General features: G+C 64.3%; 27 protein-coding genes. 16 read left to right on the top strand and 11 right to left on the bottom strand.

All coding sequences use genetic code 11. From position 1 onward, the window contains the following. Positions 1-9 precede the first annotated feature (9 nt). From apaG to D3876_RS16025, 4 genes are all read left to right on the top strand, one after another. Positions 10-408, top strand: a complete 399-nt coding sequence (gene apaG / locus D3876_RS16040; RefSeq protein WP_119764211.1) for a Co2+/Mg2+ efflux protein ApaG — start codon at positions 10-12, stop codon at positions 406-408. A 114-nt stretch (positions 409-522) separates the two neighbouring features. Then, on the top strand, positions 523-1,314 hold the full coding sequence (locus tag D3876_RS16035; protein WP_119764209.1) for a LysR family transcriptional regulator: 792 nt from the start codon (positions 523-525) through the stop codon (positions 1,312-1,314). Next, on the top strand, positions 1,314-1,832 hold the full coding sequence (locus D3876_RS16030) for a GNAT family N-acetyltransferase (protein WP_119764207.1): 519 nt from the start codon (positions 1,314-1,316) through the stop codon (positions 1,830-1,832). The genes D3876_RS16035 and D3876_RS16030 overlap by 1 nt, the downstream gene beginning before the upstream one ends. Then, positions 1,829-2,104 carry a hypothetical protein gene (locus D3876_RS16025; protein ID WP_147417673.1) on the top strand — a complete coding sequence of 92 codons (276 nt, stop codon included), beginning with the start codon at positions 1,829-1,831 and terminating at the stop codon, positions 2,102-2,104. The genes D3876_RS16030 and D3876_RS16025 overlap by 4 nt, the downstream gene beginning before the upstream one ends. 79 nt (positions 2,105-2,183) lie before the next feature. Here D3876_RS16025 and D3876_RS16020 read toward each other — a convergent pair whose 3' ends face one another. The 3 genes from D3876_RS16020 to D3876_RS16010 form a co-directional block, all read right to left on the bottom strand. Continuing rightward, positions 2,184-2,597, bottom strand: coding sequence for a c-type cytochrome (locus tag D3876_RS16020; protein WP_119764203.1), 414 nt, complete (start codon positions 2,595-2,597; stop codon positions 2,184-2,186). Further along, the gene (parE, locus tag D3876_RS16015; protein WP_119764201.1) at positions 2,594-4,570 is read right to left on the bottom strand and encodes a DNA topoisomerase IV subunit B; all 1,977 of its coding nucleotides are present in this window, start codon (positions 4,568-4,570) and stop codon (positions 2,594-2,596) included. Before parE ends, D3876_RS16020 begins: the two co-directional genes overlap by 4 nt. A 268-nt stretch (positions 4,571-4,838) precedes the next feature. Further along, positions 4,839-5,513, bottom strand: coding sequence for a GcrA family cell cycle regulator (locus tag D3876_RS16010; RefSeq protein WP_119764199.1), 675 nt, complete (start codon positions 5,511-5,513; stop codon positions 4,839-4,841). A gap of 79 nt (positions 5,514-5,592) precedes the next feature. On the opposite strand from D3876_RS16010, the gene D3876_RS16005 reads away from it, so the two are divergent. Continuing rightward, the gene (locus D3876_RS16005) at positions 5,593-6,420 is read left to right on the top strand and encodes an ABC transporter permease (protein ID WP_119765551.1); all 828 of its coding nucleotides are present in this window, start codon (positions 5,593-5,595) and stop codon (positions 6,418-6,420) included. A gap of 7 nt (positions 6,421-6,427) precedes the next feature. Here D3876_RS16005 and D3876_RS16000 read toward each other — a convergent pair whose 3' ends face one another. Then, a complete protein-coding gene (locus D3876_RS16000; protein ID WP_147417672.1) occupies positions 6,428-6,781 on the bottom strand; it encodes a hypothetical protein in 354 nt (117 codons plus the stop codon). Between the two features lie 159 nt (positions 6,782-6,940). Continuing rightward, the gene (locus D3876_RS15995) at positions 6,941-7,249 is read right to left on the bottom strand and encodes a DUF8200 family protein (RefSeq protein WP_119764195.1); all 309 of its coding nucleotides are present in this window, start codon (positions 7,247-7,249) and stop codon (positions 6,941-6,943) included. 111 nt (positions 7,250-7,360) lie between these two features. On the opposite strand from D3876_RS15995, the gene D3876_RS15990 reads away from it, so the two are divergent. The 7 genes from D3876_RS15990 (at position 7,361) to queE (ending at position 13,966) form a co-directional block, all read left to right on the top strand. Further along, positions 7,361-8,338 carry an AraC family transcriptional regulator gene (locus tag D3876_RS15990; protein WP_119764193.1) on the top strand — a complete coding sequence of 326 codons (978 nt, stop codon included), beginning with the start codon at positions 7,361-7,363 and terminating at the stop codon, positions 8,336-8,338. A 199-nt stretch (positions 8,339-8,537) separates the two neighbouring features. After that, a complete protein-coding gene (locus D3876_RS15985) occupies positions 8,538-9,731 on the top strand; it encodes an aspartate aminotransferase family protein (protein ID WP_119764191.1) in 1,194 nt (397 codons plus the stop codon). A 124-nt stretch (positions 9,732-9,855) separates the two neighbouring features. After that, positions 9,856-10,782 (top strand): ornithine carbamoyltransferase, encoded by a 927-nt coding sequence (gene argF, locus D3876_RS15980; RefSeq protein WP_119764189.1) that lies wholly within the window; start codon positions 9,856-9,858, stop codon positions 10,780-10,782. Between the two features lie 97 nt (positions 10,783-10,879). After that, a complete protein-coding gene (hslO, locus tag D3876_RS15975) occupies positions 10,880-11,788 on the top strand; it encodes an Hsp33 family molecular chaperone HslO (RefSeq protein ID WP_119764187.1) in 909 nt (302 codons plus the stop codon). Positions 11,789-11,912: 124 nt separating this feature from the next. Continuing rightward, on the top strand, positions 11,913-12,332 hold the full coding sequence (locus D3876_RS15970; protein WP_119764185.1) for a DUF3617 domain-containing protein: 420 nt from the start codon (positions 11,913-11,915) through the stop codon (positions 12,330-12,332). A 309-nt stretch (positions 12,333-12,641) separates the two neighbouring features. Next, positions 12,642-13,337, top strand: a complete 696-nt coding sequence (gene queC, locus D3876_RS15965) for a 7-cyano-7-deazaguanine synthase QueC (protein WP_119764183.1) — start codon at positions 12,642-12,644, stop codon at positions 13,335-13,337. Next, the gene (gene queE, locus D3876_RS15960) at positions 13,334-13,966 is read left to right on the top strand and encodes a 7-carboxy-7-deazaguanine synthase (protein ID WP_119764181.1); all 633 of its coding nucleotides are present in this window, start codon (positions 13,334-13,336) and stop codon (positions 13,964-13,966) included. Before queC ends, queE begins: the two co-directional genes overlap by 4 nt. Before the next feature lie 119 nt (positions 13,967-14,085). Here queE and D3876_RS15955 read toward each other — a convergent pair whose 3' ends face one another. From D3876_RS15955 to lipB, 3 genes are all read right to left on the bottom strand, one after another. Beyond that, positions 14,086-14,748 carry a hypothetical protein gene (locus tag D3876_RS15955; protein ID WP_119764179.1) on the bottom strand — a complete coding sequence of 221 codons (663 nt, stop codon included), beginning with the start codon at positions 14,746-14,748 and terminating at the stop codon, positions 14,086-14,088. A 216-nt stretch (positions 14,749-14,964) separates the two neighbouring features. Beyond that, on the bottom strand, positions 14,965-15,258 hold the full coding sequence (locus D3876_RS15950) for a hypothetical protein (RefSeq protein ID WP_119764177.1): 294 nt from the start codon (positions 15,256-15,258) through the stop codon (positions 14,965-14,967). Positions 15,259-15,346: 88 nt separating this feature from the next. Next, positions 15,347-16,006: a lipoyl(octanoyl) transferase LipB gene (gene lipB, locus D3876_RS15945; protein WP_119764175.1), complete on the bottom strand. Its 660-nt coding sequence runs from the start codon at positions 16,004-16,006 to the stop codon at positions 15,347-15,349. A gap of 100 nt (positions 16,007-16,106) precedes the next feature. On the opposite strand from lipB, the gene D3876_RS15940 reads away from it, so the two are divergent. Continuing rightward, positions 16,107-16,871: a DUF7847 domain-containing protein gene (locus tag D3876_RS15940; RefSeq protein WP_119764173.1), complete on the top strand. Its 765-nt coding sequence runs from the start codon at positions 16,107-16,109 to the stop codon at positions 16,869-16,871. A 172-nt stretch (positions 16,872-17,043) separates the two neighbouring features. Here D3876_RS15940 and D3876_RS15935 read toward each other — a convergent pair whose 3' ends face one another. The 3 genes from D3876_RS15935 to D3876_RS15925 are packed head-to-tail and all read right to left on the bottom strand — an operon-like array spanning position 17,044 to position 18,910. Continuing rightward, a complete protein-coding gene (locus D3876_RS15935; RefSeq protein ID WP_119764171.1) occupies positions 17,044-17,631 on the bottom strand; it encodes a GNAT family N-acetyltransferase in 588 nt (195 codons plus the stop codon). Then, complete coding sequence (hemF, locus tag D3876_RS15930) at positions 17,622-18,464, bottom strand: oxygen-dependent coproporphyrinogen oxidase (RefSeq protein ID WP_119764169.1); 843 nt, start codon at positions 18,462-18,464, stop codon at positions 17,622-17,624. The genes D3876_RS15935 and hemF overlap by 10 nt, the downstream gene beginning before the upstream one ends. Then, complete coding sequence (locus tag D3876_RS15925) at positions 18,461-18,910, bottom strand: tRNA (cytidine(34)-2'-O)-methyltransferase (RefSeq protein ID WP_119764167.1); 450 nt, start codon at positions 18,908-18,910, stop codon at positions 18,461-18,463. Before D3876_RS15925 ends, hemF begins: the two co-directional genes overlap by 4 nt. 208 nt (positions 18,911-19,118) lie before the next feature. Between D3876_RS15925 and petA the strand changes: the two genes are divergently transcribed. From petA to D3876_RS15910, 3 genes are read left to right on the top strand one after another with little or no spacing between them, the layout of a single operon-like run. After that, positions 19,119-19,688: a ubiquinol-cytochrome c reductase iron-sulfur subunit gene (gene petA, locus D3876_RS15920; RefSeq protein ID WP_119764165.1), complete on the top strand. Its 570-nt coding sequence runs from the start codon at positions 19,119-19,121 to the stop codon at positions 19,686-19,688. An 11-nt stretch (positions 19,689-19,699) separates the two neighbouring features. Continuing rightward, positions 19,700-20,989, top strand: a complete 1,290-nt coding sequence (locus tag D3876_RS15915) for a cytochrome b (RefSeq protein WP_119764163.1) — start codon at positions 19,700-19,702, stop codon at positions 20,987-20,989. Positions 20,990-21,003: 14 nt separating this feature from the next. Further along, the gene (locus D3876_RS15910; RefSeq protein WP_119764161.1) at positions 21,004-21,846 is read left to right on the top strand and encodes a cytochrome c1; all 843 of its coding nucleotides are present in this window, start codon (positions 21,004-21,006) and stop codon (positions 21,844-21,846) included. The last annotated feature ends 3 nt before the right edge of the window (positions 21,847-21,849 follow it).

Raw genomic sequence — 21,849 nt, 5'->3', positions numbered from 1 at the left:
GGCACTGCCATGAAAGGACTGTTTTCCTATGCCGAGACGACGCGCGCAATCAACGTGCGCGTCTCGGTCAGCTATCTGGCTGAACAGTCCGAACCCGATCGCGGCCGCTGGTTCTGGGCCTATCATATCCGCATCGAGAATGACGGGCCCATGGCGGTGCAGCTCATCAATCGCCATTGGGTGATCACCGACGGGCGCGGTGCGCGCCATTCGGTCGAGGGCGAAGGCGTGGTCGGCGAGCAGCCGATGATCGCGCCGGGTGAGTCCTACGATTATGTCTCGGGCTGTCCTCTCTCCACGCCCACGGGGCAGATGCAGGGCAGCTATCACATGGTCGGCGAGGATGGCTCGGCGTTCGACGTGAAGATCCCGCGCTTTTCACTTATCGCACCGGTGAACGCGCAATGAGTTCGCAGAGGGATCGTCATTCCCGCGAAAGCGGGAATCCATGAACTCGGCGTTGTCCGGAAAAACTGTGTTCCTGGATTCCCGCTTTCGCGGGAATGACGTTAAAGGGCTGGCATGAAGCGTACGCATCTTCCCCTGAACGGCCTGCGCGTGCTCGACGCCGCTGCCCGGCATCTGAGCTTTACGCGTGCGGCCGACGAGCTCGCGGTGACGCCCGCGGCTGTCGGTCAGCAGATTCGCGCGCTCGAGGACACGCTGGGTGTCGTGCTGTTCCGGCGCACTGCGAAGGGGCTGGAGCTGACCCCGGAGGGCGAGGCAGGGCTCGACGCGCTGCGCGCGGGCTTCCTTCAGTTCGAGGAATCGGTACGCGCGATGCAGGCGGGGCAATCGTCCAAGTCGCTGACAATCGCTGCGCCGCGCGACTTCACCGCCAAATGGCTGGCGAGGCGGCTGGCGGATTATGGCCGGACCGACGCGGAACTGCGCTTCGCGTTGATTTCCAGCGAAGGCGATCTGGATTTCACCGAAGCCAATCTCGATCTTGCCATCCGGCTTGCCGAAGGACCGGGCGAGAATGAGGGGGTCAAGCTTGCCGATGGCGCCTTCGTCACCATCGTCGCACCCGACGGCGCTGCGGACACACGTATTTCCTGGCCGGGCTGTCCTGCGGACGAAGACAGCGTCTCGCTCAGCGTCGCCGACGCGGGGCTCGCGATCGATGCCGCCGCCAGCGGTTTCGGCCGCACCTGTGTCCCGCACCTGCTCGCCGAATCCGACATTGCCGCGGGCCGGGTCAAAGTGCTGGAAGATACGCGCCCGTCACCGCTCGCCTATTGGCTGATCGCGCCGCTGCCGCAATGGCGGCAGAAAAAGGTCAAGGCGCTGGTCGAATCGCTGACGCGCTGATGCTGCCGACATTGCAGACCGAAAGGCTCGTCCTCAGGCCGCTGGTCGAGGACGACGCCGGGGCGATGTACCTGGCGTTCCGCGATGCGGAACTGATGCAGTGGTGGTCGAGCGGGCCGCATGTCGATGAAACGCAAACGCGCACCTATCTGAACGGAACGATATTGTGGTCGGATCGCAAGGTTTGGGCGATCACCGAAGATGGCGGCGAGGCGCTCGGCTATGTTGCGCTCGGCGCGCGGCGCGAGGGCGTGAAGGAACTCGGCTATCTGCTGCGTCGCAGTCATTGGGGACGTGGCTATGCGCGCGAAGCGGTCGCCGCGATCATCGACCATGGTTTCAACGCGATGAAGCTGCGTCGCATCTTCGCCGATGTAGATCCCGATAACCTGCCCTCGGTGGAGTTGCTCAAGCGGCTGGGCTTTCGCCAGGAGGGCCATTTGCGCGCCGAATGGGAAACGCATATCGGCGTTCGCGACAGCCTGATCTTCGGCCTGCTTGCGGAAGAATGGCGATGAGCGCGCAGGGTGATCGCAAGCTCCACGCGATCGTCGGCCGCGCGCGGCGGCTGGGCTTCGTGCTCGCCGTCGCCGGTGCCGCGCTTGCAATTGCGGGCAAGCGCATGCCCGATACGCCTGCGCTCAAATGGATCGCGCTGATCGTAATCGTGCTGGCGGTGACGCTGCTTCTCGCCGCGATCACGCACCGGATGGTGTTCCAGAAGCTCGATCTGCTCGCCGACGAGGCCGCTGAACCAAAACGTCATGCTGACGAAGGTCAGCATCCATAAACACGGTCGCGGCAAATCCTGCGCCGGCGGTGTTCATGGACCCTGAAACAAGTTCAGGGTGACGATCTGGGACTAACGCTCAGCGCAGCGTTTCGAGATAGTCGATGATCACCTTGCGCTTGGCGGGATCCTTCTGGCCCGGATAGACCATCTTTGTGCCCGGCACGACCTTGGCCGGCATTTCGAGATAGGCGTCGAGCTTGGCGCGATCCCAGTTGAACCCCGCTTCCTTCATCCCGGGCGAATAGGCGAAGCCGGCTGCATGCGTTCCCGCTTTCGTTCCCATTATGCCGAACAGATTGGGCCCCAATCTGTGGGGATCGCCTTTCTTGTCGGTGTGGCAAACGGTGCAGGGCTGGAACTCGGCGGGACGCGCACTCGCAATCACGGCGGCGGGTGTCGCCATGTCAGGCGCGGTCTCGTCAGCCTTCTCGGATTTGCCGCAGGCGGCGAGCAGCGCGAACGCGCCAAGGAGGACAATGCCCTTTGTCATGCGTCAATCACCTCCCCGTCCACGCGCGCCGCATTTTCCTGGATGAACTGGAAACGGTGCTCGGGGTTCTTGCCCATCAGCCGGTCGACCAGATCGCGTACCACCATGCGCTCTTCATATTCCTGCGGCAGCACGATGCGGATCATGCTGCGCGTCTTCGGGTCCATCGTCGTCTCGCGGAGCTGCCCGGGGTTCATCTCTCCCAGCCCCTTGAAGCGCCCGACCTCGACCTTCTTGCCCTTGAACTCGGTCTTTTCCAGCTCGGCGCGGTGCGCATCGTCGCGCGCATAGGCGCTCTTGCTGCCCGAAACGAGGCGGTAGAGCGGGGGCTGCGCCAGATAGAGGTGCCCGCGCCGCACGAGCTCGGGCATTTCCTGGAAGAAGAAGGTCATCAGCAAGGTCGCGATATGTGCGCCATCGACGTCGGCGTCGGTCATGATCACGACGCGTTCGTAGCGCAGATTATCCGGGATGCACTTGTCGCGCGTGCCGCAGCCGATTGCCTGGATCAGGTCGGCGATCTCCTGATTGGCGAGGATCTTGGCGCTGTTGGCCGAAGCGACGTTCAGGATCTTGCCGCGGATCGGCAGGATCGCCTGCGTCTTGCGGTCGCGCGCCTGCTTGGCGCTGCCGCCAGCGCTGTCGCCCTCGACGATGAAGATCTCGGTGCCCGCGGGATCGTCGGCCGAGCAATCGGTGAGTTTGCCGGGCAGGCGCAGCTTGCGGCCCGAAGTCGCGGTCTTGCGCTTGACTTCACGCTCGGCCTTGCGGCGCAGGCGCTCGTCCATCCGGTCGAGCACGAAACCGAGCAGCGCCTTGCCGCGGTCCATATGGTCGGCAAGGAAATGGTCGAAATGGTCCTTGACCGCATTCTCGACGAGGCGCGCGGCCTCGGGACTGGTCAGCCGATCCTTGGTCTGGCTCTGAAACTGCGGATCGCGGATGAAGACCGAGAGCATCAGCTCCGATCCGGTCATGATGTCCTCGGCCGCGATGTCCTTGGCCTTTTTCTGGCCGACGAGATCACCAAAGGCGCGGATTCCCTTGACCAGCGCGGTGCGAAGCCCCGCCTCGTGCGTGCCGCCATCGGGGGTCGGGATGGTATTGCAGTAATAGCTGTAGCTGCCCTCGGACCAGAGCGGCCAGCCGACCGCCCACTCGACCGAGCCCTGCCCGTCGGGAAATTCCTGGCGCCCGACGAAGAATTCTGACGTGGCACATTCGCGCGTGCCGACCTGTTCTTTCAGATGATCGGCAAGTCCGCCGGGGAACTGGAAGACGGCTTCCACGGGCGTGTCGTCCGAAATGAGTTCGGGCGCGCATCTCCAGCGTATCTCGACGCCCGCGAACAGATAGGCCTTTGAGCGCGCGAGCTTGTAGAGCCGCTGCGGCTTGAAGTGCATCTCGCCGAAGATCTCGGTGTCAGGAATGAAGCTGACCGTGGTGCCGCGCCGGTTCTGCGTCGGGCCGAGCCGCTCGAGCCCGGTCATCGCAGCGCCGCGCGAGAAGGTCTGGCGGAACACTTCCTTGTTGCGCGCGACCTCGACCATGGTCTCGGACGACAGCGCGTTGACCACGCTCACGCCCACGCCGTGCAGACCGCCCGAGGTGGCATAGGCTTTCCCTGCGAACTTTCCGCCCGAGTGCAGCGTGGTCATGATGACCTCGAGCGCGGACTTGGTCGGAAATTTAGGGTGCGGGTCGACGGGAATGCCGCGGCCATTGTCGGTGATCGTCAGCCGGTTGCCCGGCTCAAGCGTCACCTCGATCCGGCTGGCATGGCCCGCAACCGCCTCGTCCATCGCATTGTCGAGCACCTCGGCGGCAAGGTGATGGAAGGCGCGCTCGTCGGTGCCGCCGATATACATGCCCGGCCGGCGGCGCACGGGTTCGAGGCCTTCGAGAACCTCGATGGCAGAAGCGTCGTAAGTGCCGGAAGTCTGGGGTGCGGAAGCGAACAGGTCGTCGGACATGGCACAGCTATAGGGGCGGGGGAGTCGCGGTGGCAAGCGCCGTGATGCGGCGCTCCTCGCTCAGCCAACCGGAACGCGTGCGCCCCCTGTGATTTCAGATTTGACGCATGCAGGATAGAATGCTGACCATGATGCCGCTCGTCCTGAGGAGCCGTTGAGCCTGTCGAAACGGCGTCTCGAAGGACCTGTTTGATGCGGTCCTTCGAGACGGAACTTCGCCAAGCTCAGTTCCTCCTCAGGATGAGCGGTTATGGTTCAGGTTCGCGTCTCAGCGAACGCGCGGTCCGCCAAAGGGCATCGGCGGCGGCGGACGGCGATCGCGGCGCGGCAGTTGCGCCTGATAGGCATGGCCGCAATGCGCGACGCAATAGGGGAAGCCCGGGTTCACCGGGTCGCCACAGAAATGGAAATCGGGCTCGCCGGGATGGCCCAGCGGCCATTTGCAGATGCGGTCATTGAGATCGAGCAGCGTCGTCTTTCCTGCGATATCGGCGCTCGGCTTTGCGGGAACCAGACGGCGCGGCGGTGCGGGCGGGATTGGCGCCTGCTGGTCGCCCGGACCCTGGCGCAGGAAGCCGCCGGGGCCGATCGAGCGCAGCACGGGCTCCGAGGGATCGCGCGGCGCGAGCGGGGCGGTTCCCGCCGGGGCGGGGGCAGGTTTGGGCGCGGCCTGCGGTGCGGGCGCGGCGGGCTTGGGCGTGTGCTGCACCGGCGCGGGTGCGGGTTCGGCGCGCCTGGGCGGGGGCGCCGCCTTTTTGGGCGCGGGGGCCTTGCCCTCCTTATCCTTCACGGGGGAGGGGCGCGACTGCAGGCCAAGGCGATGCGCCTTGCCGATCACGGCGTTGCGGCTGACACCGCCGAGTTCATCGGCGATCTGGCTTGCGGTCATGCCTTTTTCCCACATCGTTTTGAGCTGATCGATGCGTTCGTCGGTCCAGGCCATTTATGCTCCCTTGACTTCAATCTCGTGACGCAAACTCATTGCTTGCGGCCCAAGCCGACAGCCGATAGGCGATCGGATGATGAACAGCCAGCCTGAATCAGCGATCCGCAGCGAACCGGGCGTGCCGGTGATCCGCAATGTCAACTGGGGCGGGCTTCGTGCCCTCTATATCAAGGAGGTCCGCCGTTTCTTCAAGGTGCAGCTCCAGACAATCTGGGCGCCGTCGATAACCACCCTGCTTTTCCTTGTGATTTTTACGGTGGCGCTGGGCGGCAGCGGCCGAACGGTGCTCGGCGTGCCCTTTGCGGACTTCATTGCGCCCGGCCTGATCGTCATGGGAATGATGCAGAACGCGTTCGCCAATTCGAGCTTTTCGCTGCTCGTCGGCAAGATCCAGGGCACGATCGTCGACTATCTGATGCCGCCACTCTCGACCGCGGAGCTGCTCGCCGCGCTCGCGGGCGGCGCGGTGACGCGCGCGATTCTTGTCGGTTGCGCGGTCTGGCTGGCGATGGCGCTGTGGCCGGGCGTTCACGTCACGCCCAAACACCCCTGGGCGATCATCTGGTTCGGGCTGATGGGATCGCTGTTCCTGAGCTTTCTCGGCGTGCTGACCTCGATCTGGGCGGAGAAGTTCGATCACGCCGCAGCGGTCTCCAATTTCGTCGTCGCGCCGCTCTCGCTGCTCTCGGGCACCTTCTATTCGGTCGACAAGCTCGCGCCGTTCTTCCAGACGATCAGCCACGCCAACCCGTTCTTCTACATCATCTCGGGCTTCCGCTACGGATTCCTGAGCGAGGCGGACTCGCCGATCCTGTTCGGCGCGCTGCTGTTGCTCGCGCTTAACGTGGCGCTCGGAAGCGTCTGTTACGTGCTGCTGCGCAAGGGCTGGAAGATCCGGAACTAAGGCCGGCTCAGAATGGCGTCTTGATCGTGAACAGGACGCGGTTGCTCTTCACGCCGCCGGGAAACTCAACGGACTCTACCGAAACCTTCCCCGTTACGTCGCCCAACAGTCCGGTCTCCGCAACGAGGGGTTTCTCGTCGAACCCCGACGGAAGCGATGGAAGCCGCTGTCCGTCCTTCGGGCTGCGTTGGGCGCACACGACGATCTTCGCCTCGTCTCGGGTGCCGCAATCATCGGGACGGCTGCTCAAGCGCGTATCGGTGTCCTGCTGCACCATGTCCCGGAGGTCGAAATCCTGCACAGTAACCGGCCCCACGGCCGTTGCCGGCGCCTGAACTAGCAACATATATGCCCACGACATGCAGCGCTCCATGGCTGGCCGTTCATTTCGATCGATCAACAATGAGGCTGTGTTAGGGCAGCATTTTCATCGGCTTGCCACAATGTCGGCAGGGGAAGGCATAAAAAAAGCGCCCGGACCGCTTGGGAGCCCGGGCGCGAGGAGAGCCTCTTCGCAAACTCAGGATTTGGTGCGCGCGGCCTTGTTGCAGTCGGCGAGCTGCGTTTCGTCGAGCACGGTGCTGCCGACGGTGATTGCTTCGACCGCGCCGATGCGCTTGGCAAGATCGCGGCAGGCGCGTTCGACCGCTACGCGGCGGTCATCGCCGGGGCCGCTGCACGCGCTGCCGGCGCAGGTCCAGAAATTCTGGCCCACGATCACCTTGTCGGGAAGTTGGGTGCCATGGTTGATCGTCGCCGTGCCGGGCGCCGAGGCTGCCATCGCCGCGGCTGGCGCGGCAAGCAGGATAAGCGATGCTACCAGTTTCATTGAAAACTCCAGTTCCTGGGGAAGAACGAGTTTCTATTTAAAACTGGAGACGTGGACGATACAGCGTTATACCGCCAATAATCATGTTCGATCGTCCAGAAAGGCCCCCGCATGGATCCGATTGATGACATCTTCTCCGCGATGCGCGTCCACCGCGCGATCCATGCGCGGATCGAGGCGACTTCGCCGTGGGGCGTCAATTTCGTGGCGGGCAAGGCCGCGCGCTTCGGCCTTGTCGTCGAAGGGCAGTGCTGGCTGGAGGTCGAGGGCAGGCCCGATCCGATCCCGCTCAGCGCGGGCGATTGCTACGTCATCCTGCGCGGCACGCGCTATTCACTCCGCGATCACCCGTCGTCAGACGTGTGGAACTGCTATCACGCGCTCAAGGACTATGACGAGAACCATGTCGTCCGCATGGGCGGCGGCGGGGCGGCGGCAACCGTCGTCACGGGCTGGTTCCTCTACGACGCGATCGGTGCGCGGCCGCTGGTCGAGCTGATGCCCCCGCTCATTCAGACGCGCATGGACGCGCAGCGTTCGCAGATCCTTCAGGCCACGCTGCAATTGCTCGCGCTCGAGACGCAGCAGGCTGGTCTGGGTTCGTCGATCATGATCAGCCGGCTGGCCGATATCCTGTTCATCCAGGCGATCCGCGCGCACGCCGTGAAAGCGGGAAGCGCCGCGGGAGGCTGGCTGGGCGCGCTGTGCGACCGTCGGCTCGGCCCCGTCTTCCGCGAAATTCATGCCGAACTCGCAAAGGACTGGACGGTCGATTCACTGGCCGCAGTGGCGGGCATGTCGCGCTCGGCGTTCGCCGCCTATTTCAAGGAGTCGGTGGGTACAGCGCCGCTCGAATATCTGACGCACTGGCGGATGTTCCGCGCGGGCAACCTGCTGCGCAAGGGCGAGCAGTCTACCGCCGAGATCGCCTATGCCGTCGGCTATGAATCGGAGTCCGCCTTTTCCAAGGCGTTCAAGCGCGTGACGGGGGTCGCGCCGGGCATGTGGCGGCGCACCGCGGGCGAGGTCGTGCAGGCAAGGCTGGTGATCGATCCGCGCGCCGATGGACGTCCGGCGGTGGCGGCTTGAAGTACCCCGGCGAAAGCCGGGGTCCAGAAGTCACGCGCAACGCGGTCTGTCACGCTGGACCCCGGCTTTCGCCGGGGCACAGGCAAGCGACGCCAGCAATTGACCCGAAAAGCCCCCTCCCTGTATAGGGCAATCCGTCAGGCGACCTTGGGGGTCGCCTTTTTGCGTTTCTAAACCCGCAGAAGAAGGAGTCCTTGCGATGACCATCACGCCCCTCATGCCCGTCTACCCGCGGTGTGGCGTGCGTCCGGTCCGAGGCGAGGGCTGCTATCTCTACGGCGAACGCGGCGAGCAATATCTGGACTTTGCAGCGGGCATCGCCGTGAACGCGCTTGGCCATGGCCACCCGCACCTGACCAAGGCGATCCAGCAGCAGGCGGCGACGCTGATGCATGTCTCCAACCTCTACGGCAGCCCGCAGGGCGAGGCGCTGGCGCAGCGCATCGTCGACAACAGCTTCGCCGATACCGTCTTCTTCACCAATTCGGGCGTCGAGGCGATCGAGTGCGCGATCAAGACCGCGCGCCGCTATCACTATGTGGGCGGCAACCCCAAGCGGCACAAGCTGATCACCTTCAAGAACGCCTTTCACGGCCGTTCGATCGGGGCGATCAGCGCCACCGACCAGCCCAAGATGCGCGACGGCTTCGAGCCGCTGTTGCCTGGCTTCGACTATGTGAAGTTCAACGACCTCGAGGGCGCGCTCGCCGCGATCGACGACGAGACCGCTGGCTTCCTGGTCGAGACGGTGCAGGGCGAGGGCGGGATGACCGCGGGCACGCCCGAGTTCATCCGGGGCCTGCGCAAGGCGTGCGACGAGCACGGCCTGCTCCTCATTCTCGACGAGATTCAGTGCGGATACGGCCGCACGGGTAAGATGTGGGCCTATGAGCATTATGGCATCACGCCCGACATCCTGACCGCGGCCAAGGGTATCGGCGGCGGCTTCCCGCTCGGCGCGTGCCTGGCGACCGAGGAAGCGGCCAAGGGCATGGTGATCGGCACCCACGGCTCGACCTATGGCGGCAATCCGCTGGGCATGGCGGCGGGACAGGCGATCCTCGACGTGATGCTCGAGCCGGGCTTCCTTGAGCATGTCGTCAAGATGGGCGATCGGCTGCGCCAGGCGTTCGAGCAGTTGATCCCCAACCATGATCATCTGTTCGAGGAGATTCGCGGCAAGGGGCTGATGCTCGGCATCAAGATGAAGGAGCCGGCGGTGTCGCGCGACTTCGTGGCGCATCTGCGCGACAATCATGGGTTGCTGACCGTTGCTGCGGGCGAGAATGTGTTCCGCGTGCTGCCGCCGCTGGTGATCGGGGAAGAGCATATTGCCGAGTGCATCGAGCGGCTGAGCGAGGGTGCGCGGACCTATGGCGCTTCGGTCGAATGACCCTGACGCTTCAAACTCCGCTCGCCCTGAGCTTGTCGAAGGGTTCTCTTTCTTCTTTCCGGGCCAAAGGAAAGGAAAGGGCTTCGACAGGCTCAGCCCAAACGGTTTGTGAAGGGCTGAGCCAATGACGCGCCATTTCCTCGACCTGACCGATGCGGGCGGCGATGCGATCGCCGCGATGCTGAACGATGCGCTCGAACGCAAGGCCGCGCGCAAGGGGCGTCCCAAGGGGGCGGTTGATGCCGACGCGCCGCTCGCGGGGCACACGCTGGCGATGATCTTCGAGAAAAACTCGACGCGCACGCGCGTCTCGTTCGACGTGGCGATCCGCCAGCTTGGCGGCACCTCGATCGTGATGGATGCGGGGAGCATGCAACTCGGGCGCGGCGAGACCGTAGCCGATACCGCGCGCGTGCTCTCGCGCTATGCCGATGCGATCATGATCCGCACCGACGATCATGCGAAGATCCGCGAAATGGCGGACTACGCCAGCGTGCCCGTCATCAACGGGCTGACCGACGCGTCGCATCCCTGCCAGATCATGGCCGATCTCCTGACGGTGATCGAACATGGCAAGGCGCTGCCGGGATCGAAATGGGCGTGGCTGGGTGATGGCAACAACGTCCTCCATTCGATCGTCGAGGCGGCAGGACTGATGCATTTCAACGTGAACATCGGCTGTCCCGAGGGCTATGACCCCAACGATCACTATGTCGAGGCAGCGCGCGCGCGCGGTGCGGACATTCGCATCACGCGCGATGCGGTGGAAGCGGTGAAGGACGCCGATGTCGTCGTCACCGACACCTGGATCTCGATGGGGCAGGCACACGCCGAGGCAAAGCTCGCAGCGATGATGCCCTATCAGGTCACGAGCGAGTTGATGGCGAATGCGAAGCGCGATGCGCTGTTCCTCCACTGCCTCCCCGCGCATCGCGGCGAGGAAGTGGTCGATGCGGTGATCGACGGGCCGCGCTCGGTGATCTGGGACGAGGCGGAGAACCGTCTCCACGCCCAGAAATCGGTGCTGCTCTGGGCGCTGGGGAAGTTGTGATGTGCACGAAGTACCCCGGCGAAAGCCGGGGTCCAGGAGTCGCGCGCACGATGTGTAACATTATGGACCCCGGCTTTCGCCGGGGTACGCTGAGGCCATGACTGAATTGGTGCAGGAACTCGACCGCCAGCTTGGTTTTACCATTCCCGGCCGCCATGCACGCGGGCGGCTGGTCCGGCTGGGGCCCGTGCTCGATCAGGTGCTCGCCGCGCACGGCTATCCGCCCGCGATCGAGAAGGTGCTGGCTGAAGCGCTGGCGCTGACCGCGCTGCTTGGTTCGACGCTCAAGGGCGAAGAGGGGCAGATGACGCTCCAGGCGCAGACCGAAAGCGGCGTCATCGATTTGCTCGTCTGCGATTATCGTGCGGGCGAGGTGCGCGGATACGTCAAGTTCGACGCCGGGCGGCTCGCCGAAGTGCCCGCGGACCCCACGCTCTTCGCGCTGTTCGGCAAGGGCTATCTGGCGATCACCTTCGATCAGGCGGTGTCGGGCGAACGCTATCAGGGGATCGTGCCGCTGGAGGGCGCTTCGCTCGCCGAGGCGGCCGAAAGCTATTTCTGTCAGTCCGAGCAGATCCCGAGCATCATCCGCCTTGCGACAGCGCAGGGCGGCGCGGAAGGCTGCCGCGCGGGGGGCATGTTGCTCCAGCATCTGCCCGAGGGTGAGGCGGGACGCGAACGCCTCCACACGCGGCTCGATCATCCCGAATGGGAGCATGTCCGCATGCTCGGCGAAACGATCAGCGCCGGGGAACTCACCGATCCCGCGCTGCCGCTCGAAACCATTGTGTGGCGGCTGTTCAACGAAGAGGACGAAGTGCGCCTGCTCGGCGGGCAGGCGCTGACCAGGGGCTGTCGCTGCGACGTCGCGCATATCGGCTCGGTGATCCGGAAATTCCCTGAGGACGAGCGCGTGGCGATGGCGGACGACGACGGCGTCATCCGCGTCGATTGCGCCTTTTGCGCCCGCAGCTTCCCGATTCCGCTCATCGAGGCCGGCGAATAATCGCTTGCCTGCGCCTTGCCGTTAATTAAGCCGACATTATCTAACCGTAACAACCACCCGCCGCGGCATTCTGGGGATCGCCGTCGCGACGGGCCGACTTCGGTCGGCATAGAGGAAAGTCGGAATGAAGCGCGCGTCCCTGTCCCGTTACTCCGTATTGGCCGTCGGTGCGTTGACCGCGGCCGCCGCGCCCGCTGCCTGGCAGCCCGCGCGCGCGCCGGGCCTGCCGGCACTGGCCGGGATCGAGAAGGGGATGTGGGAGTTGCGCGAGCGAGGATCGAGCGCGGCGCCGCGCCGGATCTGCATCGCCGACCCTTCCACGCTGATCCAGATCCGCCACGGCGCCAGTGCCTGTTCGCGCTTCGTGATCGACAGCAAGCCCGATCGCGCGACGGTCCATTATACTTGCCCGGGCGCGGGGCATGGCCGCACCACGATCCGGGTCGAGACCAGCCGGCTGATCCACATCGATTCGCAGGGGATCGCCGACAATTCCCCCTTCAACTTCACCTATGAAGGCCGCCGCGTGGGCAATTGCGGCTGAGGGAAGCCGTCGTTAACGCGTCGTTTACCATAGGTTGGTAATGTGGCCATCGTGTCGGGTTCGACACGCTTTCCTCCCTAGCAAGGCTGCAAAGCCTGAACTGGGCCGCTCCTCTTCAGGGTGCGGCCCATTTGTTTTAGAGCCTGGCCGGTTGAAGTGGAAGCGCTGCGCGCTTCCACTGAAAGCGTGAATCAGGCTCTAATCCTATGGTTGAGACCTTGATTCACGTTTCAGGCTGATTCAGCCTGAAACGATCAAGGTCCATGGGCCTTGCCAGCGTGGCGCACAAGGCGTAGCGCGCCGCGCATCATGGATAGCAATGCAATGAATGGTGGCGGCAGGCGCGCAGTGGTGCTGCTTTCGGGCGGGCTGGACTCGATGGTCTGCGCCGGGCTCGCGAAGGAAGCCGGCTTCAGCGTGCTCGCGCTTACCATCGATTATAACCAGCGCCACCGCGTCGAGCTCGACGCCGCGGCACGCATCGCCCGAGAGATAGGGGCTGAGCGCCATATCGTTCTGCCGCTCGACCTGCGCGGTTTCGGCGGATCCGCGCTGACCGACGACATCGACGTGCCCAAGACCGGTGTCGAGGAAGGCGCGATCCCGGTTACCTACGTCCCCGCGCGCAACACGATCTTCCTGTCGGTCGCGCTTGGCTGGGCCGAGGCAGCGGGCGCACGCGACATCTATGTCGGGGTCAATGCGCTCGACTATTCGGGCTATCCGGATTGTCGCCCCGAGTTCATCGAGGGTTTCGAGCGGCTCGCGGAGCTTGCCACCAAGGCCGGTGTCGAAGGACAACCTTTCAGGATCCACGCGCCATTACAGCATCTGGGCAAGGCCGAGATCGCCCGCGAGGCCGCCCGCTTGGGGCTGGACAGCGGCATGAGCTGGTCGTGCTACGATCCCACGCCGGAAGGAAGACCCTGCGGAGCGTGCGACAGTTGCCGGCTGCGTGCGCAGGGATTCGCCGACGCTGGACTGGTCGACACGGGCGCGCAATGACCTACGCCGTCAAGGAGATGTTCCTCACGCTCCAAGGTGAGGGGCAGCGCGCCGGACGCCGCGCCGTATTCCTGCGCTTTGCCGGCTGCAATCTCTGGACGGGCCGCGAGCAGGACCGCGAAAAGGCGATCTGCCAGTTTTGCGACACCGATTTCGTTGGCACCGAAGGCACTGGCGGGGGCAAGTTCGCCGATGGGGCGGCGCTGGCACGCGCCGTCGCGGCGCTCTGGGGCGAGAACCGCGATCTGGCCTATATCGTCTGCACGGGCGGCGAGCCGCTGCTCCAGCTCGATGCGCCGCTGATCGACGCGCTCCATGCCGAGGGTTTCGAGGTTGCGCTGGAGACCAACGGCACGATCGCCGCGCCCGAGGGGATCGACTGGATTTGCGTCAGTCCCAAGGCGGGCAGCGAGATCGTCCAGCGCTCGGGCGACGAACTGAAACTCGTCTGGCCGCAGCCGGGCAGCGATGTCGAGGCGATGGAGGGATGGGACTTCCGCCACTTCCTCATCCAGCCGATGGACGATGTGCGCGGCGAAGACAATGTCCGCGCGGCGATCGATTTCGCGATGGCGCGCCCCAAATGGCGACTGTCGCTGCAGACGCACAAGCTGCTGGGGTTAAGGTAGGCGCCACCCCCTCGTGTCATTCCCGCGAAAGCGGGAATCCAGAGGACACTAAAAACCACGCTGCGCTTGCCGGGCTCCGCTTGGATTCCCGCTTTCGCGGGAATGACAGGGAGGGCGGGTTAGCCTGCCCGGCAGCTCTTCTTGAGCGTGTTCTTCCTGTCCCAGCACGCATTGTCCAGCCGCGGCGGCTGTTCGCGATAGTCATACACCAGAAATCTCGGGAACTGCTGCTCGCCCGCTGCCTTCAGGCTGTTGCGGAATTCCATCATCCGCTCGGAGGCCAGCTCGCCGAGCCCGTTTTTGGGCGCGAACATCGCTGCGCTGCCGATGCGGCTGGCGGTCAGGCAAAAGCCGAGCTGGCCGTGTACCGTCGAGAAGCCGAGATAGGTTCGCGTGCCATATTGGTCGAGCGCGGTCAGCGCCGCCTTGGCGTTCTTGTGGTGGCGTTTGAAATAGCCGTGCAGCGTATCATACGCCTTGGCGAGCTCGGTCGAATGATCCGACAGGATATAGTTATACTGGTTGAGCGTCAGCAGCGTCGGCGCGAACTGACATTGCAGCGCTGCCACGTTGAGTCCCGCGCGCATGCCCCACACCATCGCTGCGCGCAGCTCTTCCGGCCGCGCTCCCGGCAGCGGCAACATCACGCCCGGCTCGGCTCCGGTTACGCGCGCGCCCGTAAAATTTGGTGATTTCAGGAAGATCTGCGCCGACGCGGGCGCCGCCATTGCCATACCGAATGCCGCCACGGCTACCGCCGCGGCCTTGATCCCCGCCATCATCTTTTCCCGCCTTGAAGTCTCAACCCCGAACATGGACACATGCCTAGGTTCTTTGGGAGTCCGGCTCAAGGGCGAAGTCTGTATTCGTCTGTTGCCGGGCACGCCCGGGCTGTTTTTCGACGCACAGGCCGGAACCAGTCATGAAAAAGGCCACCCGGATCACCGGACGGCCGCTTTGCGTCGATGTGGTGGGGGCTCACGCAGCCCCCACCCGGATTAGTTCGCGTTGGACGCGTTGGTCGCATTCGCCGAGGCATTGGTTGCGTCTGCCGCATTGGCAGCGTTCGCCGCATTGACGTCGGCGGCCATATTGGCATCGGCGCCCATCGCGGCGTCGGTGTTGGTCATCATGTCGCTGGTCGTGCCGTTCATCATCGAATCTTCGGCATTCATCTCAACGACATTGGCGGTGTCATTGGTTGCCGGCTCGGTCTTGCCGCACGCGGAAACCAGAAGCGCCGCCCCGGCGATCATCGAACCGGTCATCAGCTTGGCGAGGATGTCACGCATTTTCGAACTCCCTATTTGACCCTTGATCTGGTGGCCTGTGGCCTTCTGCCCAAATCGACCGGGAGCCTAAACAGAAAGTTGATATGCCTCAACCGCTTCTTTGCGGGCAGTCAACCGATGCGAGGAAGGCCGAAAAGCTCTGTTTCAGTGCGTCGTCGACCGCCTGCATTCCAGGGTTTCGGCCCAGCGCCGCCAGGCTCGTGACCGGGTATTCCGCAAGCCCGCAGGGCACGATGCCGCCAAAATGAGCCAAATCGGGATCGACGTTCAGGGAGAAGCCATGCAGCGTCACCCAGCGACGTACGCGCACGCCGATCGCGCCGATCTTGGCCTCGCGGCCATTGTCGTTGGTCCAGATGCCGATCCGCCCCGGTGCGCGCCAGGCCTCGACGCCCAGTTCGGCCAGCGCCGCGATCACCCAGCCCTCGACCGCGCTGACGAAGCAGCGCACGTCGCGTCCGTGGTTGGCGAGGTTGAGCTGGATATAGCCAACGCGCTGCCCCGGACCGTGATAGGTGTAACGACCACCACGCCCCGCCGGATAGACGGGAAAACGCGGATCGAGCAGCTCGGCGGGGTCAGCGCTCGTGCCCGCGGTGTAGAGCGGGGGATGTTCGAGCAGCCAGATCCGCTCGCCCGCTTCGCCCGCGAAGATCGCATTGGCGCGCGCCTCCATGTCGGCGAGGGCCTCGGGATAGGGGACGCGCCCGGCACTTTGCTGCCATTCGATAGCGGATGGATCGGTCATTTCCCGGCTAATTGGCGTCGACTCGGGCCACTGACAAGGGCGGATTGTGCAGCGCCGCGGCTTTGCGCATAAGCGGCCCCGTGCAACAGGAAGGAATCTGATGAAAAACCTCTCGATCTCGGCGGCGTGGAACGAAGCCGCGACCTTCGTGAAGCGCGAGGGGTCGCTGCTCTTTCCGGTTGCCTTTGCGCTGATCGCGCTGCCGAGCATCCTGTTTCAGGCGACCGCGCCCGTGCCCGTACCCGGGCAGCAGCCCGAACCCGGCCTCTGGCCGCTCTTCTTCCTGCCGATGCTGCTCGTAACGCTACTCGGCACGTTGACGCTCACGATCATGGCGCTGCACCCCGGCACCGTGGTCAAGGATGCGATCGCCGCCGCCGCGCGGCGCGTGCTGCCCGTTTTCGGTGGAGTCTTCGTGTTCGGGCTCGTCGTGGCGCTGATTGCTACCCCGATTGCGGTCGCATCGGCCGGCGAGAAGATCGGCGTTGGTGCCGGATTGACCGCGCTGCTGCTGCTCGCCACGCTGCCCGTGCTGCTCTTCGTCTGCGTGCGGCTAATGCTCGTCAATCCGGTGGGCGCGAATGAGGCCGTCGGGCCGATCGCAATGCTCAAGCGGAGCTGGGCGCTGACCGCGGGCCATTTCTGGAAGCTGCTGGGCTTCCTCATCGTCGTCGCGATCGTCGCGATCATCATCGCCGTTGCGGTCAATGCGATCGGGGGCATCTTCGTCCTGCTCGTTGCGGGGACGCCCGATCCGGGCAGCCTGCCCGCGGTGCTGCTGCTCGTGCTCAGCGGCCTGCTCAACGCGGTCGTATCGGTCTTTGTCAGTGCGGCGATAGCGCGGATTTACGCGCAACTGGCTTGAGGGTCCCGTTCGGGCGAAACATGTTTCGTCACCCTGAACTTGTTTCAGGGTCCATGAACACGGACGGTGCAAGACCTGACGACGCGGTGTTCAGGGATGCTGAAACAAGTTCAGCATGACGACTTCCGAACTCGCCACATAGTATTCGGTTTGTGCGGTGCTACGGCCCACATTAACCTTCGATCAGCGGCACATGCGGCGCGGCCTGGCGTGGCAGCCAGCCGTGGAGGCGCGGATCGTCGAAGGTTTCGACCGAGCGTGCGAAGGGCGTGAAGCCCTGACGCCGGTAGAAGCCAAGCGCGCCGGGAGAATCGAGCGTGCAGGTGTGGACCCAGAGCCGCTTGATGCCCTTTCGCCAGCCGAGCGCCATCGCCTGCGCCATCAGCCAGCGCCCATGGCCCTGACCTGACAGTTCAGGGACCAGGCCGAAAAAGCCCAGCTCGCACTGGCCCTCTTCACGGAAATCGAGTTCGAGGATGCCGACCTCGATCCCCTGTGCGTCGACCACCGCATAGATCTCGTCGCGCTCGTCATGGATGATCTCGATCAGGCGATCATCGTCCATGATCAGGCGCGAAAACCATAGCCAGGGTTCGCCGACGCGGCGGAACAGCACGCGATATTTCTCGGGCGATGGCGCCCTCCAGCGTTCGAGGCGCAGCGGGGAGGCGGGCAGGGGCCTGCGCGCGGGAGATTCCAGCATCTCGAGCGAGGTGACGATCGCCGCCACCTGCCCCTTGGGGACCGCGCTCAGCCCCATGTCGCCTCCGGAGGGAGGCTCATCAGAATCGCATCGATATTGCCGCCGGTCTTGAGCCCGAACAGCGTGCCGCGGTCATAGACCAGATTGAACTCGGCGTAGCGCCCGCGCCATTCGAGCTGGCGCGCCTTGTCTTCCACGGTCCAGGCCATGCCCATGCGCCGCCGCACGATCTCGGGGAAGATATCGAGGAACGCATCGCCCACATCGCGCGTGAACGCGAAATTGGCGTCGAAATCGCCTTCGAGGTGATCGTAGAAGATTCCGCCGACGCCGCGGTGCACCTTGCGGTGCGGGATATAGAAATAGTCGTCGGCCCATTGCTTGAAGCGCGGATAATGCTCGGGATCGTGCGCGTCGCACGCCGCCTTCAGCCGCGCGTGGAAATCGCGCGTGTCGTCTTCATAGGGGATGGGCGGGTTGAGGTCGGCGCCGCCGCCGAACCAGCGTTTGGTGGTCGTCAGGAAGCGCGTGTTCATGTGGACCGCAGGCACGTGCGGGTTCGCCATGTGCGCGACCAGGCTGATGCCTGTCGCGCAGAAGCCGGGATCCTCTGCTGCGCCATGGATCGTCTTGGCGAAGTCGCCCTCGAGGCTGCCGCCGACGGTCGAGACGTTGACGCCGACCTTTTCGAAAACGCGCCCCTTCATCACGCCGCGAACGCCGCCACCGCCATGTTCGCCGCTCGGATCGGTGCGATCCCACGCGATATAGTCGAACGACGCGTCGCTTCCCGCTTCGCGCTCGATGCTCTCGAACTCGGCGCAGATGCGCGTCCGCAGGGATTCGAACCAGTCGCGCGCGGCCTGTTGTTCGGAATCGAGCTCGATCATTCGGGTAAGCCTTTCGTTTGCCTGAGCGCCTCGGCGAGCGCGATGCCAGCCGACATGCCGACATTCAAGGAGCGGAAGCCCACGCGCAGCGGAATGCGAATGCGCAGATCGGCGCGTTCGTGGACATGCTCGGGCACGCCGGCGCCTTCGGACCCCAGCAGGATGATATCGTCGGGGCGGAAGCTTGTATCATAGAGCGAAACGCTGCCCCTGGTGGTCATCAGCGCAAGTCGCCCCGTCCGGCCAGATTCGAAGGCATCCCAGTCGGCATGGCGCGCAATTTCCGCCTCGGCGGCATAATCCATTCCCGCGCGCGCGAGTCGCTTGTCCGAAAAGGCGAAGCCGCATGGCTCGATGATGTCGACGGGCACGCCGAAACACGCCGAAAGGCGCAGGATCGCGCCCACGTTTCCGGCGATCTCGGGCTGGTAGAGCGCTATCCGCATGGCGCTCGCCTTAAGCAGCGCCGCGCGTCGTCACAAGCCGGTCAAATTGGCTGTTGGCTTTTTGATGATTCCTTGGCTATCAGGCGCGCGGAACCGCCGGGAGACCCGTATATGGGCACGAGGGTGGTCGTGCAGGGGTCTGGTTATTTGCTCAACAGCAAGGAGCTGCTGGCCTCGGCAATTCGATTCGAAGCGCAAGGGCAGGTGAATGGCTACGCTTGAAACAACCGGACCGGCCGAGGCCGCCCCCTCCGAGGAGGGCGTCAGGCGCCGGGACTTCATCAATATCGCGGCGGTGAGTTTCGCCGGCGTTGGCGCGGCCGCTGTGGCCCTGCCGCTCATCAACCAGATGAACCCGTCGGCTGACGTGCTGGCGCTGGCCTCAATCGAGGTCGACGTCTCGCAGATCCAGCCGGGTCAGGCGATCAAGACGATCTTCCGCAAACAGCCGCTGTTCGTGCGTCACTTGACCCCCCAGGAGATCAAGGAGGCTGACGCCGTGCCGCTCGACTCCTTGCGCGATCCGCAGACACTCGAAGAGCGGACCAAGGCGGGCAAGACCCAGTGGCTCATCACCATGGGCGTCTGCACCCACCTGGGTTGCGTGCCGCTTGGTGCGGCCGAGGGCGAGGTGAAGGGCGAGTTCGGCGGATATTTCTGCCCCTGTCACGGCTCGCACTACGACACCGCCGCGCGCATCCGCAAAGGCCCGGCCCCGACCAATCTCGAGGTGCCGGAGTATAATTTCACGTCAGACACCGTCGTTCAGGTCGGTTGAGGTAGAAAACCATGAGCTTTCCCTGGGCTGAGCAATATGCGCCGAAGCATCCCTTCATGCGCTATATGGACGAAAAGCTGCCTTTGCCGCGGCTCGTCTACAACGCGATCGGCGCCGGCTATCCGGTTCCGCGCAACCTGAATTATTTCTGGAACTTCGGCGTCCTCGCGGGCGCTGCATTGGCGATCCAGCTCATCACCGGCATCGTGCTTGCCATGCACTATGCCGCCAATGGCGCGGTTGCGTTCGACTCGGTCGAGCACATCATGCGCGACGTCAATTCGGGCTGGATGCTGCGCTATGCGCACGCCAACGGCGCATCGATGTTCTTCATCGTCGTCTATCTGCACATCTTCCGTGGCCTTTATTACGGATCCTACAAGGCCCCGCGCGAGATGGTGTGGCTGCTCGGCCTCGTCATCTTCCTGCTGATGATGGCCACTGCCTTCATGGGCTATGTCCTTCCCTGGGGTCAGATGAGCTTCTGGGGCGCGAAGGTGATCACCGGCCTGTTCGGCGCGATCCCGCTGGTCGGCGAGCCGATCCAGACCTGGCTGCTGGGTGGTTTTGCGCCGGATAACGCCGCGCTCAACCGCTTCTTTTCGCTCCACTATCTGCTGCCCTTCGTCATCCTGGGCGTGGTCATCCTCCACATCTGGGCGCTCCACATCCCGGGTTCGAGCAACCCGACGGGCGTCGACGTGAAGGGACCGCAGGACACCGTGCCGTTCCACCCGTACTATACGGCGAAGGACGGTTTCGGGCTGGGCGTGTTCCTGATCATCTTCGCGGCGCTGCTCTTCTTCGCGCCGAACCTGCTGGGTCACCCGGACAACTATATCCCGGCCAACCCGCTCTCGACGCCCGCGCATATCGTTCCCGAATGGTATTTCTGGCCGTTCTACGCGATCCTGCGCGCCTTCACGGTGGATTTCATCCTCCCCGCGAAGCTCTGGGGCGTGGTCGCGATGTTCGCGTCGATCCTGCTGCTGTTCTTCCTGCCCTGGCTCGACAAGTCGCCCGTGCGTTCGGGCAGCTACCGGCCGACCTTCAGGAAGTTCTTCTGGCTGCTCATGATCGACGTTGCGATCCTCGGCTATTGCGGCGGCGCGCCGGCTGAAGAGCCCTTCGTGATGATCTCGCAGATCGCCGCGGCGTACTATTTCGCGCACTTCCTGATCATCATCCCGATCATCTCGCGCATCGAGCGGCCGCTTCCGCTGCCGAATTCCATCACCGAAGCGGTGCTTTCGAAGTCCGGCAAGACGACGGGCGAAGCCGCCCTCGCGCCGGCCGAATAAGGGGTAACAAGAAAATGGTCCGTCCTATCGGATTTCTCGTCGGCCTCGGCTTCGTCGGGGTTCTGCTCTGGTCGCTCCTGTGGGGTGCGGTGGCTTATGTGAAAGAGCCGCCCGTCCCCACCGCGGAGCATGAGTTCCACGAACACCCCAAGAAGGTCGACTTCTCCTTCAACGGCCCGCTCGGCAAGTTCGACCGGGGGCAGCTCCAGCGCGGCTTCCAGGTCTACAAGGAAGTCTGCGCGGCGTGCCACTCGCTCCGCCTCGTCACCTTCCGTGACCTGCAGGGCATCGGCTACACCGAAGGCCAGACCAAGACGCTCGCCAGCGAATGGGCGGTCGAGACGCCGACGATCAATGAGGAAACGGGCGAGCCCGCGACCCGCAAGTCGATCCCGGCCGATCGCATTCCAGCGCCCTTCGCCAACGAGATCGCTGCGCGTGCGGGCAATGCCGGCGCGCTGCCGCCCGACCTGTCGCTCATCGCCAAGGCGCGGCATGACGGCTCGAACTATGTCTACTCGCTGCTGACGGGCTATCAGAACCAGCCTGCGGAACTGCTCAAGCAGTTCCCGGACTCCAAGACCGGCGCCGGCCTGCACTACAATCCGTACTTCGCGAACCTGAACCTCGCGATGGCGCCGCCGCTCACGAGCGAAGGCCAGGTGAGCTATTCGGACGGCACCAAGCCGACGGTCGACCAGATGTCGAAGGACGTCGCGGCGTTCCTCACCTGGACCGCGGAGCCCAAGCTGGAGAACCGCCACAGCACGGGTCTTGCAGTCCTGGCATTCCTGCTGATCTTCACGGTGCTGACCTACATGGCGTATCAGAATATCTGGCGCGACAAGAAGCACTGAGGA

It is taken from the genome of Sphingomonas cavernae (genome assembly GCF_003590775.1).
In the GTDB taxonomy this organism is placed as follows: Bacteria; Pseudomonadota; Alphaproteobacteria; order Sphingomonadales; family Sphingomonadaceae; genus Sphingobium_A; species Sphingobium_A cavernae.
Note: the sequence above shows the minus strand (reverse complement) of the source record. Positions and strands in the feature narration are given on the sequence as shown.

Bases quoted from the DNA above. Each gene is read 5' to 3' on its own strand.
- D3876_RS16005 (WP_119765551.1), top strand. From the start codon at position 5,593: ATGAACAGCCAGCCTGAATCAGCGATCCGCAGCGAACCGGGCGTGCCG.
- D3876_RS15910 (WP_119764161.1), top strand. From the start codon at position 21,004: ATGGTCCGTCCTATCGGATTTCTCGTCGGCCTCGGCTTCGTCGGGGTT.
- D3876_RS16025 (WP_147417673.1), top strand. From the start codon at position 1,829: ATGAGCGCGCAGGGTGATCGCAAGCTCCACGCGATCGTCGGCCGCGCG.
- D3876_RS15925 (WP_119764167.1), bottom strand. From the start codon at position 18,910: ATGCGGATAGCGCTCTACCAGCCCGAGATCGCCGGAAACGTGGGCGCG.
- D3876_RS15940 (WP_119764173.1), top strand. From the start codon at position 16,107: ATGAAAAACCTCTCGATCTCGGCGGCGTGGAACGAAGCCGCGACCTTC.
- apaG (WP_119764211.1), top strand. From the start codon at position 10: ATGAAAGGACTGTTTTCCTATGCCGAGACGACGCGCGCAATCAACGTG.
- queE (WP_119764181.1), top strand. From the start codon at position 13,334: ATGACCTACGCCGTCAAGGAGATGTTCCTCACGCTCCAAGGTGAGGGG.
- queC (WP_119764183.1), top strand. From the start codon at position 12,642: ATGGATAGCAATGCAATGAATGGTGGCGGCAGGCGCGCAGTGGTGCTG.
- D3876_RS15915 (WP_119764163.1), top strand. From the start codon at position 19,700: ATGAGCTTTCCCTGGGCTGAGCAATATGCGCCGAAGCATCCCTTCATG.
- D3876_RS15970 (WP_119764185.1), top strand. From the start codon at position 11,913: ATGAAGCGCGCGTCCCTGTCCCGTTACTCCGTATTGGCCGTCGGTGCG.
- D3876_RS15955 (WP_119764179.1), bottom strand. From the start codon at position 14,748: ATGATGGCGGGGATCAAGGCCGCGGCGGTAGCCGTGGCGGCATTCGGT.
- hslO (WP_119764187.1), top strand. From the start codon at position 10,880: ATGACTGAATTGGTGCAGGAACTCGACCGCCAGCTTGGTTTTACCATT.
- lipB (WP_119764175.1), bottom strand. From the start codon at position 16,006: ATGACCGATCCATCCGCTATCGAATGGCAGCAAAGTGCCGGGCGCGTC.
- hemF (WP_119764169.1), bottom strand. From the start codon at position 18,464: ATGATCGAGCTCGATTCCGAACAACAGGCCGCGCGCGACTGGTTCGAA.
- D3876_RS16010 (WP_119764199.1), bottom strand. From the start codon at position 5,513: ATGGCCTGGACCGACGAACGCATCGATCAGCTCAAAACGATGTGGGAA.
- D3876_RS16035 (WP_119764209.1), top strand. From the start codon at position 523: ATGAAGCGTACGCATCTTCCCCTGAACGGCCTGCGCGTGCTCGACGCC.
- petA (WP_119764165.1), top strand. From the start codon at position 19,119: ATGGCTACGCTTGAAACAACCGGACCGGCCGAGGCCGCCCCCTCCGAG.
- D3876_RS15985 (WP_119764191.1), top strand. From the start codon at position 8,538: ATGACCATCACGCCCCTCATGCCCGTCTACCCGCGGTGTGGCGTGCGT.
- D3876_RS16030 (WP_119764207.1), top strand. From the start codon at position 1,314: ATGCTGCCGACATTGCAGACCGAAAGGCTCGTCCTCAGGCCGCTGGTC.
- D3876_RS16000 (WP_147417672.1), bottom strand. From the start codon at position 6,781: ATGTCGTGGGCATATATGTTGCTAGTTCAGGCGCCGGCAACGGCCGTG.
- D3876_RS16020 (WP_119764203.1), bottom strand. From the start codon at position 2,597: ATGACAAAGGGCATTGTCCTCCTTGGCGCGTTCGCGCTGCTCGCCGCC.
- parE (WP_119764201.1), bottom strand. From the start codon at position 4,570: ATGTCCGACGACCTGTTCGCTTCCGCACCCCAGACTTCCGGCACTTAC.
- argF (WP_119764189.1), top strand. From the start codon at position 9,856: ATGACGCGCCATTTCCTCGACCTGACCGATGCGGGCGGCGATGCGATC.
- D3876_RS15950 (WP_119764177.1), bottom strand. From the start codon at position 15,258: ATGCGTGACATCCTCGCCAAGCTGATGACCGGTTCGATGATCGCCGGG.
- D3876_RS15995 (WP_119764195.1), bottom strand. From the start codon at position 7,249: ATGAAACTGGTAGCATCGCTTATCCTGCTTGCCGCGCCAGCCGCGGCG.
- D3876_RS15990 (WP_119764193.1), top strand. From the start codon at position 7,361: ATGGATCCGATTGATGACATCTTCTCCGCGATGCGCGTCCACCGCGCG.
- D3876_RS15935 (WP_119764171.1), bottom strand. From the start codon at position 17,631: ATGGGGCTGAGCGCGGTCCCCAAGGGGCAGGTGGCGGCGATCGTCACC.